This is a genomic window from Chengkuizengella sediminis, from assembly GCF_010078385.1.
Lineage (GTDB): Bacteria > Bacillota > Bacilli > Paenibacillales > KCTC-33759 > Chengkuizengella > Chengkuizengella sediminis.
On sequence record NZ_SIJC01000003.1, the window covers coordinates 363149 to 377062 of the forward strand.

Sequence of the window (13914 nt, forward strand, 5' to 3'; positions counted from 1 at the left end):
TGAAAAACAGTGGTAATTAACTACCACTGTTTTCGATTTGAGACTTTAGATCATTTAGTATTTTATTACTTGTTTCATCTTTTACATTCTGATAGGTTTGCCTCCATTGATCAATTATCTCTGGATTAAAACTTTCTGTTGCAAATTCTTGTTCTGCTTGTGTCATTAAATCTTCAAACTGTGTATCACATTCACCTTCAGCTTGCACAAACTTTTGTAGGAATGCATTTTGCAAATATTGAACAGTAACCTGCTCCCCATTTGCAGTTTTTTTGTCGATATCCGCTCTGATTTCGTCAGCTAAATCATTAACTTTTGCTTCACAGGTGTTTTGTAGAGGTTCTATTTGAGTTAGATATTTTTGTTCTACTTCTTGGGTTACTGGTGTTAAATTTTCATGTTGATTTTCTTCGGTTTGGTCTTCAGTGGTTTGTGAATCTGTTACCACAGGTTCATTTTTTTGAGTTGCAACATTATCTTCAATTTGAGATGATTCTGAGGTTTCATCTTTCAAGCCTGGAATTGGAAAATTAGGATCTAGTATGTTTAGAGTTCTACCATAGTACCTAGCTATTTGTCGTAAAGCATCAATTTCTTCTTGTGATAACTTAGCTAAAAGTGTGTCTCTTATGTGTTTCAACTCTTCTGGTGTTAGATCTTCTCTAACCTGACCCGTTAAGTATTGCATTTCTTTAATACTTAATCCAGAGTTTAATAAAATGGAGGTAACATCTAATGCATCTTCCATTTCAATAGGTTTGTCTGCAAATTCTTCAGCCTTTTCCAAATGACCTTCAACACTTGAAGGTAATGAATCAGGGTTTATTTCTTCAGAACTAGAAGTATTTTCTTGTTCTCTAACATCTAATCTTTCTTGTATTTCTGTCATATCTTTGGATTTAAGATCAATATAAATCCAAGTGATTGTAGTTAATAGAACCATTAAAAGAAAAGAAAAAGTAATAATAATCCGACGTTTCCATGGTTTTAGGTTTTTCCAACGTTTTTTCATGAATGATCACACCTATAGTTATGGGATTTGATAATATTATTCTTGATGTATAGAAAGTTTTGTTAACCGCTCTAATACTATTTTACCATTTTAACATAGTGCTTTTTCTTTATTCTACTGCTTTATATTTATTCTCAATTAAATTAATATCTATGTTAGCAAATTTATCCCACTCAAAAATTACTTAATTCACTTTATAATACTCCACATACCAATCTGCAAATTTCTGTAATCCATCTTCTATCGAAGTCGCTGGTTTAAATCCCACAGCTTCATGTAACAAATCAGTCGATGCATAAGTTGCAGGTACATCACCTGACTTGATTGGTTCGAATACCTTATCAAACTCTACCAACCTTCCAGTAGCTTTACTTAAAGCTCTTTCCAACGTTTTAATAAAATACATCAATCTCTCAGGGTTGTTATTTCCAATGTTAAATACTTTATGGAGAGGTGCCTCAGTAGGTGGATTATTAAGAAGTCGTTCAATCCCTTCTACTATATCATCTATGAATGTAAAGTCACGGTAGAGATCATTCTCGAAATCACCGTTATTAAATATCTTAATTGGCTCTCCAGCAAAATATTTATCTGTAAATCCAAAGTAAGCCATGTCCGGTCGTCCCATAGGACCATAAACGGTAAAGAACCGAAGCCCTGTTGCAGGAATGTCATATAAGTGGCTATAAGTGTGAGCCATCAATTCATTGGATTTTTTAGTAGATGCATAAAGAGAAACTGGATTGTCTACAGAATCTGATTCTTCAAATGGCACCTTTTTATTGGCTCCATAGACAGAACTGGATGATGCGTAAACTAGATGTTCTACTGGATTGTGTCTGCAAGCTTCCAGAATGTTGTAAAAACCTATGATATTACTTTGAATGTATACATCAGGATTCTCTATTGAATATCTAACTCCTGCTTGAGCAGCCAGATTAATCACAACGTTTGGTTTGTACTGTTCAAAGAGATTTGTGATCATGGACTTATCAGAAATATCACCTTTAATAAAAATAAACTTCTCATAGGCTTTAAGTTGCTCCAAACGAGTATGTTTAAGATTTACATCGTAGTAATCATTTAAATTATCTACACCAATCACTTGACATCCCTGTTCTAACAGTTTTCTAGATAAGTAATATCCGATGAAACCTGCTGCTCCAGTGATTAGATATATTTTACTAGGATCAAGGGTTTTGTAATTCAAGATTCTTCAACTCCTTTATTCCTTCTCTACTTGCAGATTGCCTTCCAATGGAATGATACTCCACTCCTACTTCTTTCATCTGTTCAACTTCATAAATATTCCTACCATCATATACTAGAGGTGTTCTCATCAACTTCTTATATGTTTCAGGCGTTACGGATTTCACTTCTCCCCATTCAGTAAAGATAAAGCAAACATTTGCACCTTCTAAAGCATCCTCTATATTCGCAACATATGTGATAGTACCTGTTCCATTTACACCTTCTGGGTGCACTTTGGCAAAGTTAGTTGTTCCAACAGGATCATAAGCATAAATATCTGCACCTTGCTCTAACAATAAAGGAACATTTTCAAGAGATGCCGCTTCTCTTAAATCATCTGTCCCAGGTTTAAATGTCAATCCTAACGCAGCTACCTTAAGACCGTTAAACGTAATGAGTCTTTTGCTCGCTTTTTTATATAACATTGTCTTTTGATCTTTGTTCACATCAATAGCAGCCTTCACGGTTCTTAATTCATAACCATTCTGCCTTGCCAAATTTTCCAAAGATTTTGTGTCCTTAGGGAAACATGAACCACCATAACCAATTCCTGCATTTAAAAATTTACTACCTATTCGTTCATCATAACTCATTCCTTTTGCAACATCCTGAATATCCGCACCAACAAGTTCACAAAGATTTGCAATATCATTCATATAGGAGATTTTAAGAGCAAGGAAGTCATTAGATGCGTACTTAATCATCTCTGCGGACCTTCTATTTACTGAAACTATAGGTAAATGAAATGGTTCATAAATCTTCATTAACCTTTCTTCAGCCCATTTACTTTCTGTTCCAATAATGATTCTTTCTGCATGTAGCGTATCATGTACAGCAGAACCTTGTGCTAAAAATTCAGGATTTGATGCAACTTCTACTTTTACATCATTAACTAAAAAGTCCTGAATAAACTGCTCCACTTTATCATTCGTTCCAACGGGTACGGTAGATTTTACAACAACCAAACAGTCCTTTTCTATCGTTTCCGCTATTTGCCTTGCGACGGTTGCAATGTATGAAAGATTTGCAGAACCATCCGATTGTTCTGGAGTACCTACTCCTATAAATATCGCATCTGAATCCTTATAAGCTGATTTGTAATCTGTAGTATAATCAATTCTTCCCTCAGCATAATTACTTTGCATTAATTCTTGTAAGCCTGTTTCGTAAATTGGAGAGACTCCTGATTTCATTAAATCTACTTTTTCTTCATCAATGTCTACACAGGTTACTTGATGACCAATTTCAGCAAAACACACACCTGCTACTAAACCTACATAGCCTGTTCCTGCTACTGCTATTTTGTACATATCCACGTCTTCCTTTACTATGAAATTCTAAATCAAATCAGTAGACTAACTACTATCCGAACTACCGAGCTATTAGTGCTCACCTCTTCATAGCACTTATTATCCTGATTTTTATTTCTGCGTATATTTCCTATTTATTTAACGCATCAGTTAATAGTTGCAAAGATTCTTTTCGTAAAGAATCTCTTAGTTCATTAACCCTATCATAATCTATTTTTGTATCCATTATCGATTCTAACTCTGTGTTAGAAGCAGGTATTCTTGAATTTAAATCTAATGCTTTTAATAGTTCAATAACTTTAACATTGTCACCTGCAAAAGACACAAACTGCTTTGAAAAAAGTATAGAGAATATAGTTCCATGAAATGTATCTGTAACTATATATTTAGCATTTTTTACTAATGATATAAATTCAAATGGTGTAGCTCCAATATTTATGTCACACCAGTTAAACCAACTATTAGATGATACCAGCTTTAGTTGTTTTGAAGCTGCAAAGTTCTTAATCTTTTTTATCTGATCATTATTTAGGTGATTTCCATAGGTATATAGTAATACATATTTATCATTACACGCTTTTGTTTTCACAGTTTGATACTCTTCAGAATTTAATAACATAGTTGGATCTAGAACTATATTTATATCTTTTTTTGTTAGATGGGATAACACATCTTTTGTATGCTCATCTCTTACCATAATACTCTTAAACTTTTTTAAATTTCTCTCTGGATACTCAAGTGTTTCTATCTGTTCTAAAGTTGACCTATTTATTGAAGGTGCATAAGCAATCAAATTCTCCGAGTCAATTCCTTCTCCCCATAATATTGGGTTTTTAGCAAATTCTTTCCTACCAGAGTTCCATATTTCATCACTTCCAAAAATAATTAAATCAAATTCTATAATATGACTATTATCATTTTTTATTGTTCTAAACACTTTTTGTTCCTTTTTAAAACCCACCCACTTACTAAAGAAAAAGTTTGCTCGATTAATTTTAAATGTTAATAGTGATTTTATAATAGCTTTAGAAATTGCTATACCTGGCTTGTTTATACCCGTTTCCAAAAATGTTACATTATGCCCTTTTTGTCTCAAAGTTTCCATCAATGCATAAGATTGCAAATAACTACCACAGTTCATACTATGGTATACTGTTACTATACATATATTCATTTTAATTACTCCAATTTTAGTATTATTTAATCTTCTCAGTTACACATGAATTCAATCTCTTTTCAAAAAACGTGAAATTACTTTGGAAATAAATTCGTTCATTTCCTCACTTACTTTTATCCGTAAATTTTTTGGCCATAGATATCGATATACAACAAAAACCATAAATCCTTCAATTATTAATATTAATGTCAACTTCAACAAACCTATTACTATTATGTTTCCTAAATTATAATCCACAACATGAGTAAGTATTATATTAATAATTGAAAAACAAATAAATTGAGCTATAAAGATTGGAAAAACACAACGTACATAATACATTATATTAAACTTTATTAATTTTTGGACAAACACTGTCATAATTATATAGTTACCAACTAATGCACAGCCAACGCCTATGGACACACCATAAAGCCCGTATTTTGAACCTATAATTGCAAAAATTATCATCATACTGGCAAAGATCATCTGTATAACAGCTCTTCCATATACTGCCCCTTTTGCCCTACATAGTGGATCACTCATCTTATAAACTACTCGAAAAAATATGAATAATGCTAGAACTTTTAGTGGAATAGAAGCTTCTGCCCATGTTTCTCCCAGCAAAAGAACTATAATTTCATCTGAAAAGAAATAAATAAGAGTTCCAATTGGAAAATAGAGAAGTGCTAAAGATGCAACTCCAATGGTATGAATCTCAGAAAGCTTTTCATTATCATCTTGTATCGTAGACATAGCTGGAAAAAACACTTGATCAATTACTTGTCCTATTAAATTTGCAGGAATAGCTATAAGTTGATACGCTCTATTATATAGTCCCAGATCATGTAGCCCCACCGTACGAGTGATAACAAAGTGATCACCTTGGTTTGCTATGACATTAAATAAGCGTGAAAGAGTGGTTCCACCACCAAAATGCATCATTTTAATAAATGATTCTTTTTTAAACCCAAATGATAATTTTGTTGGACATGAAAACAATGGTATTAAAGTGCTAACTATATACTTTGTTAAAAGTGCAACCACCAGTGCCCACACTCCGTAACCATAAACACCCAAAAGAATTGCTACCCCCGCATAAGATAGGCTACTATAAATGTCTTTTTTTACAATTATTGAGAAATGCATTTCTCGTTGCAGAATTGAAATAGGTACTACTCCAAAGCTATTTATAATAAAAGATATTGAAAGGACAGTTAAAACCATTGATTCCTCAATGTTTATAACTTGTGCAATCAAAGGTGAAACAGCAATTACTAATAGACTTACAAAAACACCAAAAGCTATCATGGTAGTAAAACCAGTTTTTACATCATCTTGGCTAAGGTTTTTCTTTTGAACAATTGCTGGTCCTATCCCGGCTTGCCAAAATACATCAGTAAAACTAATTATAATCATAATGGCCGTTAATACACCAAATTCCTCTGGCGAAAATATCCTCGCCAGAATTAAAGTGGTAATAAACTGTAGGATAAAGACACCACCTGAAGAAACAGTTAACGTCAATAATCCTTTTCTAGTCTTTTTATATAGATTATCATTACTCATTTGATTTCCTCATTTATATTAATACCTCTATTTTTGTACCCCTTGAGACCGGCTTTTTACTAACCATATAATTAATAATGGTAATAAATAAACAATCATTGCAGGACGAAATATTTCAAAGAAAGCAGCTCTAACTAAATTTATAAGTATAAAAAATAACGAATAATATTTAGCTATCCATAGTCTTTTGTTTATATTATTATTAAATCTAAATATTTTTGCCACTAGTATCCCTACAAGTGTTCCAAATAATATAGCAAGCCATCCAAAGTTAATATATAGGTCACCGATCAAACTTGCTCCTACACCTGTTCCTTCAATAACATTAATTACATTAGACATACTAGCCTTTTGGAAGAAATCTCTAAACAACCAACCGATTGGTAAAATAGACGGAACAGAAGCAATAAAACTAAACCCATCCTGAAATGGTATATCCGATGGAACATACTTAAAAATTAAGACAACCGAGAAAAATGTTATACCAAATTCAGCTAGAGTTTCATACATCGTTGACATATCAAATATTATATCTACAAAATAAGTTGATATAAAATCACTGAGGTTTGTTAATTTTTCAGCCCGAATTTCTCTAATAACAGTTAATGTATTTAGCAATATCATAGAAGCTAATCCCCAGAAAAATAATCTAATTAATTTAGGTCTTATATCATAAAATTTAATGTAGAATAAAATAAGACTGAGAATTGCTGTAACAGGATACCTTCTATCTCCCGTAAGTATCATTAATACCAAAAAATAAGATACTGTAACAAGTAATATTGTAATTGCAACTTTACGGTTAAACTTACCACTTGCAATAATAAATATAACTCCTGGTATCAATAACAAGGCGAAATGTTCTACTAACCCTATACTTGAAGTTATGTTTGAATAGCTGCTATTCATTTGCGCCTGAATTACCCATCTTATATCAATGAATAGTCGAAAAGGTAGGGAAAATAATAATAAAATCAAACCTGTTATATAAATAGAGTAATCTTTGGATTCTTTCCAAAATCCACCTAGATTTTTACGAATTTCCTTTCGATTATCAAAGAAGACAAATCCAAGAAAAATACTTTGAATACAACATATAATAAATAGACTTGAGTGATATAAAAGATCTTGTGGATGTCTAATCATTAAATTCCAAAAAATTTCACTATCTAAGTTAAAGGCATTTAAAAATACCCTTCCAAACATAAAAAGGTATGACAAAAAAATAAACCATAATCTGAAGTCCGTAGGTCCAATCTTTTTATAAGCAAATGAAATTAACTGAATACACATAAGCAATATTGCCAATCTACTTATTACTAGAGACCAATTCGATATTATTGTCTCGTTTGTCCAATTTAAATAACTAAACAACAATAGAAAGCTTAATACCATAAAATGAAAAAGACAAAAAAACAAATGCCTGACAGAAATACCACGACTATTCTTCAATTTATTTCTTCCTTTTCTATAACTTATCATTTTTAACTTATGAGTACCTTCTTAAAATAGTCAGTCCACTTCTTCGAAATTACCTCAGGTCTTAATTCATCCCTTACTTCTAAACCAGATTGACTTAGTTTAGTGGATAAATTATTATCTTCTATTAAATGGCATATTGACTCTGCAAGAGCCTTATGATCATCGACAGGGACTATTAACCCACGATTTCCCCTATTGGTTAAAAATTTTGGTCCACCAGGTGGACAATCACATGAAATTGTTGGAACACCAGCACCCATTACCTCTAAGAGTGTATTTGGTATTCCTTCAAATCTTGAAGGCAGAACAAAAACTGAAGATGAATAAACAGTTCCTGCTATATCCTTAACTAGACCGGGAAATTCAATTAAACCATTTAAGCCTAACTCATCAACTAACCTTCCATACATTACCTTTGAATTACCTGCCCCATATATTATTAACCTATATTCTGGTTGTCTTTTATTGACATAATAAAATGCTTTTATTAATATGTCGAACCCCTTTTCATATTCAAGTCTTGCAGCACCAGCTGTAATTAACTTTTGTCTATTATTTGTATCAAATGGAATATATTGCTTATTGGATAAGTAAGGATTGGGTATAACCGTCGCTTTGTGAGCAATTTTGGGGTTATAATAGTTTTTTGCATCTTCCAATTGAAAAACCATACCATTACATTTCTCATAGACTTTTCTACTAATTGTTTTCCACATAATAGGAAGGTCAGCAGGTGAGCGTCTTTCAGAACCAACATTCTTTATGCCTAAACCTAATGCAGCCAGTACATGAAGGAATATAGTATTTACACCAAAAGAACAAATTAAATCCGGTCTAATTCGTTTAAGTTCTTTCCTCAATTCTATAACTTGTTTTATAGTATCCAAAACCTTAGTATGGATATTTCTCTTTTTTGTAGGAAATTTATTTAGCCCTGGTAAATAAATCACCTCAATTCTGCTATCTAAATCGTATTCTACATCCTCGTGGTATAAAGATAGCATTATTACTTTATCAAAATCCCCTGCACAGCTATCTGCAACAAAAGATAACATTCTTTGAGCCCCTCCACGATCTAACCTATGAGCAATAAACAAGATAGTCTTATTCATACATCAATCCCCCTCCTTTACAACAAATTTCTTGAATAAAAATTCAAATTTTACGTTATCTCGCTTAACCTTGTCTAGGAAAGCATTACAACCTTGGTTAATTTTTAACCAATCAATATTTACGTAATAATCGTATAAATCATCAGCAACATTTGAATTATCCATATTAAATGTATAACCAAACCCATATTCTTTTGATTCTTTTTCCATATAAGTTCCCGAACACACTAAGATTGGCATCCTAAACTCAGCAGCAAAATATAGCTTATTTGATAAGGCGTAGTCCAAAACAGGAGTATTATTTCCATATAGATTATGGATAATGTCAACATCCTCATAATAATTTAATATATTTTCAGGAGGAAATTGCCCTTCAATTTTAACATTGTCAATATTATTTTCCCTACAAAAAGGTATTAATCTTTCGGCCTGTTTACCAATAAAGTGGAGTTCAAAGCGATTATCATTTTTTAATAAATTTAGCAATTTTTTATGTTGATCTTGATAGTTTACATATCCAATAAAGGCTATTACAATTTTGCGCTTATTGTTTTTTCGACTTCTGATTTTTAGAACATGATTTACATCTAATAACCTATTATTGTGTAAAACAACATATTCAGAAGTTGGTAAAAAGTTCTTATATCCTTCGGAGGAAATTACAGTCATATTTGAGGCTTTAATAACTTTCTCTTCTATAGTATAGAACAGTTTATACTTCTCCAAAGTATAATCTCTAATATCTAATACATATTTTTTAAAATACTTCCTTCTTAACAAACTCTGCAATAATACTCCTGCTGCTGTTTGAAGTAAAATAACTCCATCATAATCTTTTTCTCTTAAAATTCTCTCAGCAAATTTTTTAAAAATCCAATATCCCTTTAGCTTTCTAAACTTACTATCTTCAGGGCTCAATGAATAATTAAGGCTATAAATATTTTGAGCATTTGATTTTTCATTAATATCATCACGATTCCAGTAAATAATATCGTAATCAAATTCATTGCCTTTTAGATATCTTGAAATATAAGGACACAAGTATAGGTTACCCATGAATACAAAGCAAAATTTTCTTTTACCCATCTTTTAGTCACCAATCTTCTTTATTTAAAATAGTGAGGATACAATTCTTTATGAGTAATAATCCACTCTTTCATTTCAATTATCATTTCCTCATAACTAGGTACCTGGAAGGAAAAATCATTCCTAGTGTTAATAAGTGATTTGTCAATTACAACTCCATTAAAATCATTAATTGAAATTTCCTCACTTCTTATGTGCTTATTAAATAGGTTAAGTAAATCAAACTTACTTATCTTTTCATTGTTAACAAGATTATAAAGACCTGTTAAATTCTCGATTGCGGCCATTTCTATTGCCTTCGCTAAAGTTAATGTAGTAACACCAGTCCAAATTGCTTTAGAATAGCCTTTTATACTACCATTTTGTTTCATAAGCCAATTAAAAAGACCAATTCCATCTTTTTTCATATCAGGGCCAATAATGGAATTGCGCAAAGTGAGGTTCCTATTATCCTCAATTTCTCCTAAAGCCTTTGTCCTATCGTAAAATGTATTACCGTCACGAGCGCTTTGTTCACTATAATTACCTGTTAATCCTGAGAAAACACAGTCGGTGCTCATATGAATCAACTTTGTATTATTGTTTTTTATAAGATCCACTATCATGTGTGGTAAATAACTGTTTATATAAACTGCTAGAGATGGATTTCTATCACAGTCTGTATTTAGAATTCCGATACAGTTGATAACAAAATCAAATTTTCCATCTATTAAGATCAACTTTAAGATTCCTTCATCCATTACATCTCCTTTTATGTTATTACAATAAGGGAAGGTCTCTCTTGAAAATGCAGTTACTTCATGGCCTTGTTCTTTCAAGTATAATGCGATTGTATGTCCTGCCATTCCAGTTGCTCCTAGGACTAAGAAATTAAATTTACTTCTTTCCATGCTTTTAACTCCTCTTGTATATAGTTAAGTGAAAGTAACTTATCCTTTATTTCTTCTACACTCAAACGATAGGTATTGTGCGAATTGTATTCTTCTGATGACGATAATTTTTCGTTACCATTAACCAAGTACTTATTATAATTTAAATCCCGATTATCAGCGTTAACTCTATAATAGAGTCCCATATCTTCTGCTTTAAAGTATTCCTCTTTAGTTAATAAAGTTTCATATAGCTTTTCACCATGCCTAGTACCAATAATCTTAATTTCATGATTTCTGTTAAAAATTTGTCTAATAGCGTCTGCTAAATCTCCTACTGTACTTGCTGGAGACTTCTGAACAACTATGTCACCAGATTGCCCATGCTGAAAAGCATATACTACTAGTTCTACTGCTTCTTCTAGACTCATCAGATATCTTGTCATGTTAGGATCAGTTATAGTTATTGGTTCTCCCGCTTTTATTTGTTGAACAAATATAGGGATTACAGAACCACGGGACGCCATTACATTTCCGTAACGAGTAACGCACATAGAGGTCTTTTCTTGGTGAATAGTTCTTGATTTAGCAACTACGATCTTCTCCATCATAGCTTTGGAAATTCCCATAGCATTAATAGGATAAGCTGCTTTGTCAGTAGAAAGACATATACATTTTTTAACACCCATCTCTATAGCAGCAGACACTACATTTTCAGTACCTAAGACATTAGTCTTAACTGCCTCCACAGGATAAAATTCACAGCTCGGTACCTGCTTTAATGCTGCCGCATGAAAAACATAATCCACATCATACATAGCATTTTTTACACTCTCTTTATCCCGCACATCGCCTATAAAAAATTTAATTTTATTATTTTGATATACATGCCTCATATCATCTTGCTTTTTTTCATCTCTAGAGAAAATTCTAATTTCACCAATATCTGTATTTAGAAACCTATCTAGTACAACTTGACCAAACGAACCTGTCCCACCAGTTATTAATAGCTTTTTTCCTCCAAACATTCTATGACCTTCCTTCTCTATGATATATCTCATTAAATAATGAAATAAACTTTTGTGTATTTACTTTTCTAGTGTAATGTTTTTCACCAAACCTTTTAGCATTTTCAGCCATTATTAGTAGTTTTTCTTGGTTATTATATAAATACTGAATTTTCTCTGCTACTTTAACAGGATCACTATTGGGAACAGAAACTCCGATGTTATTATCATTAAACATTTTATAATAATCCGAATCTTCTTCTACTGAATTAAGAACGACCCTTCTACAAGCCATCAATAGATAGGCTTTACTAGGAACTCCATTCCCTATCACACCTTTTTTTAATGGAATAAAACATAAAGAACATGCACTATAAACATCTGGTACAATCTCAAGAGGTTGTAATGGATAAAATACTATATTTGAAAGCCCTCTTTCTTCTGTTTCATTCATAAACTGTTTTTTTATATTTCCATCACCAATCATTTGAAAGACAATGTTTGTCTCACCCTTAAGTCGTTCTGCGACATCAAGAACCATTTTATAATCAAATACATACCCTAGTGTTCCTGCAAATTGAACATAAAATTTATTAGTATCTATATTATATTTTTGAATAAACTTATTTTTACTAGAATCAATTTCGATTACAGAATTTTCATCATACCAATTTGGAATAACACGTATCTTTTCCTCGTCTACTTTCTCTTCAGTAACCTTTTTTTTCATATCTGAAGATATAACTACAACCTTATCACTAAATTTGTATACAAATTTTTGTAAAATAGCTAGAATATTATATACATTTTTATTGCGTATTACACCGATGTCATTGGCACTGCCAGGAAATACATCAAAAATACTATATATAATCGGTTTTCTTAATAAAAACTTAAGCAAAAACATGGGAGACAGTACAGTAGGACATGATTGAACTAAAACCATATCTATATTTTTCCTAATTTTCAACCACTTCGACATTGCTTTAAATGAATATAACGTTTCTTCAAGATATCTTGTTACAAAATGAGATTTATCAACAACTGGTCTATCTATTATGTCAACCGTGAATCCATTTCTATCTTTTAATATATCTGGTATGTCAGGGTTAATGGCTTTTCTTCTACTTGATATCATGTGAACTTCTATGCCCGCATTTAAAAAATCGTCAATCATAGTCATAGCTAGTTGATTATTTGGATTCGGAGTATCAAATCCTTCAGCGGTTAAATAAATTACTTTCATATTTTGATTGACTCCTTTATATTAGTTATTTCCTTTTTAAACTTAAATATTGATCTACTTCTACTTTTATCCCCTCTTCAAAAGAGACTGGAGTGTACCCAATATCTTGTGTAGCATCATTATACGAGAAGCTTCTATCTTCTCCCATACGTTGTGGTTTTTCGACATAATCAACTCTACCTAATGAAATCAATTTTAAGCTAGAAGAACTCCAAATGAAATCGGAAAACTAATAAATTTTATACGTTTATTTACTTATCGTTTTTAAAGCATAAATCAATTCAATTGGGCACTCCCTGACAATTCATATTCATTCTTTCTTTTATCAATAGGTATGACTAGAATCTGATAAAATGCTTTACCTAGATCTCTAGCATCTAGCATTTACAGGTTGAATTTCACCTTTTCCATGATTAACAACTGGAAAAACTCTAACACTATCAACCATCTTTATAAATTTGCTCACGTTATGATCACATAAGTCCCCTTAAATCATGGTAGACCTTAATATAGTTAATTTCATTCCAAAATGTTCATTTTTATTTTGTATATTTTTTATTTCGTATTCTATATCTTTATACTCAGAAGAAGCACTCTTAAATTTTGAATAAATTCTAAAAAATCTTGATCGATTAAATTTCCTTTCTTCTTTTCTATTTGTAACCCACGTTATCAATTACACTTGTATCTGATGATTCTCTAACAACACATCGAATAGGACCTTCATAACAGTTTTCTATTAATTGTTTTAAAAAATAAGTTCTAGAATGTCCTGTGATTCCAGTAATTAGTGGCATTATAATTCACCTGTTCT

At 31.6% G+C, this 13914-nt stretch carries 13 protein-coding genes; all 13 read right to left on the minus strand.

Annotated elements, in window-relative coordinates; genetic code table 11:
• Positions 1-16: 16 nt before the first annotated feature.
• Positions 17-1012, minus strand: a complete 996-nt coding sequence (locus EPK97_RS08825; RefSeq protein ID WP_162036247.1) for a hypothetical protein — start codon at positions 1010-1012, stop codon at positions 17-19.
• A gap of 184 nt (positions 1013-1196) precedes the next feature.
• Complete coding sequence (locus EPK97_RS08830) at positions 1197-2222, minus strand: SDR family NAD(P)-dependent oxidoreductase (protein ID WP_162036248.1); 1026 nt, start codon at positions 2220-2222, stop codon at positions 1197-1199.
• A complete protein-coding gene (locus EPK97_RS08835; protein WP_162036249.1) occupies positions 2203-3573 on the minus strand; it encodes a UDP-glucose dehydrogenase family protein in 1371 nt (456 codons plus the stop codon). The genes EPK97_RS08830 and EPK97_RS08835 overlap by 20 nt, the downstream gene beginning before the upstream one ends.
• A gap of 130 nt (positions 3574-3703) precedes the next feature.
• Positions 3704-4747 (minus strand): polysaccharide pyruvyl transferase family protein, encoded by a 1044-nt coding sequence (locus EPK97_RS08840; protein ID WP_162036250.1) that lies wholly within the window; start codon positions 4745-4747, stop codon positions 3704-3706.
• A 51-nt stretch (positions 4748-4798) separates the two neighbouring features.
• Entirely contained in the window at positions 4799-6298 is a 1500-nt protein-coding gene (locus EPK97_RS08845) for a lipopolysaccharide biosynthesis protein (RefSeq protein WP_162036251.1), read from the minus strand.
• Between the two features lie 27 nt (positions 6299-6325).
• On the minus strand, positions 6326-7750 hold the full coding sequence (gene wzy / locus EPK97_RS08850) for an O-antigen polysaccharide polymerase Wzy (protein ID WP_162036252.1): 1425 nt from the start codon (positions 7748-7750) through the stop codon (positions 6326-6328).
• Between the two features lie 32 nt (positions 7751-7782).
• Positions 7783-8892, minus strand: coding sequence for a glycosyltransferase (locus tag EPK97_RS08855; protein WP_162036253.1), 1110 nt, complete (start codon positions 8890-8892; stop codon positions 7783-7785).
• Positions 8893-8895: 3 nt separating this feature from the next.
• Positions 8896-9978, minus strand: a complete 1083-nt coding sequence (locus EPK97_RS08860) for a glycosyltransferase family protein (RefSeq protein WP_162036254.1) — start codon at positions 9976-9978, stop codon at positions 8896-8898.
• A gap of 20 nt (positions 9979-9998) precedes the next feature.
• The gene (locus EPK97_RS08865; RefSeq protein WP_162036255.1) at positions 9999-10868 is read right to left on the minus strand and encodes an SDR family oxidoreductase; all 870 of its coding nucleotides are present in this window, start codon (positions 10866-10868) and stop codon (positions 9999-10001) included.
• On the minus strand, positions 10841-11875 hold the full coding sequence (locus EPK97_RS08870; protein ID WP_162036256.1) for a polysaccharide biosynthesis protein: 1035 nt from the start codon (positions 11873-11875) through the stop codon (positions 10841-10843). The genes EPK97_RS08865 and EPK97_RS08870 overlap by 28 nt, the downstream gene beginning before the upstream one ends.
• A 1-nt stretch (position 11876) precedes the next feature.
• Positions 11877-13100: a glycosyltransferase family 4 protein gene (locus tag EPK97_RS08875; RefSeq protein WP_162036257.1), complete on the minus strand. Its 1224-nt coding sequence runs from the start codon at positions 13098-13100 to the stop codon at positions 11877-11879.
• A 25-nt stretch (positions 13101-13125) separates the two neighbouring features.
• The gene (locus tag EPK97_RS21490) at positions 13126-13293 is read right to left on the minus strand and encodes a hypothetical protein (protein ID WP_205690243.1); all 168 of its coding nucleotides are present in this window, start codon (positions 13291-13293) and stop codon (positions 13126-13128) included.
• Between the two features lie 460 nt (positions 13294-13753).
• Positions 13754-13897 (minus strand): hypothetical protein, encoded by a 144-nt coding sequence (locus tag EPK97_RS08885; RefSeq protein WP_162036258.1) that lies wholly within the window; start codon positions 13895-13897, stop codon positions 13754-13756.
• Positions 13898-13914: the final 17 nt, after the last annotated feature.

Bases quoted from the DNA above. Each gene is read 5' to 3' on its own strand.
- EPK97_RS08885 (WP_162036258.1), bottom strand. From the start codon at position 13,897: ATGCCACTAATTACTGGAATCACAGGACATTCTAGAACTTATTTTTTA.
- EPK97_RS08855 (WP_162036253.1), bottom strand. From the start codon at position 8,892: ATGAATAAGACTATCTTGTTTATTGCTCATAGGTTAGATCGTGGAGGG.
- EPK97_RS08845 (WP_162036251.1), bottom strand. From the start codon at position 6,298: ATGAGTAATGATAATCTATATAAAAAGACTAGAAAAGGATTATTGACG.
- EPK97_RS08865 (WP_162036255.1), bottom strand. From the start codon at position 10,868: ATGGAAAGAAGTAAATTTAATTTCTTAGTCCTAGGAGCAACTGGAATG.
- EPK97_RS08875 (WP_162036257.1), bottom strand. From the start codon at position 13,100: ATGAAAGTAATTTATTTAACCGCTGAAGGATTTGATACTCCGAATCCA.
- EPK97_RS08870 (WP_162036256.1), bottom strand. From the start codon at position 11,875: ATGTTTGGAGGAAAAAAGCTATTAATAACTGGTGGGACAGGTTCGTTT.
- EPK97_RS08835 (WP_162036249.1), bottom strand. From the start codon at position 3,573: ATGTACAAAATAGCAGTAGCAGGAACAGGCTATGTAGGTTTAGTAGCA.
- EPK97_RS08860 (WP_162036254.1), bottom strand. From the start codon at position 9,978: ATGGGTAAAAGAAAATTTTGCTTTGTATTCATGGGTAACCTATACTTG.
- EPK97_RS08825 (WP_162036247.1), bottom strand. From the start codon at position 1,012: ATGAAAAAACGTTGGAAAAACCTAAAACCATGGAAACGTCGGATTATT.
- EPK97_RS08840 (WP_162036250.1), bottom strand. From the start codon at position 4,747: ATGAATATATGTATAGTAACAGTATACCATAGTATGAACTGTGGTAGT.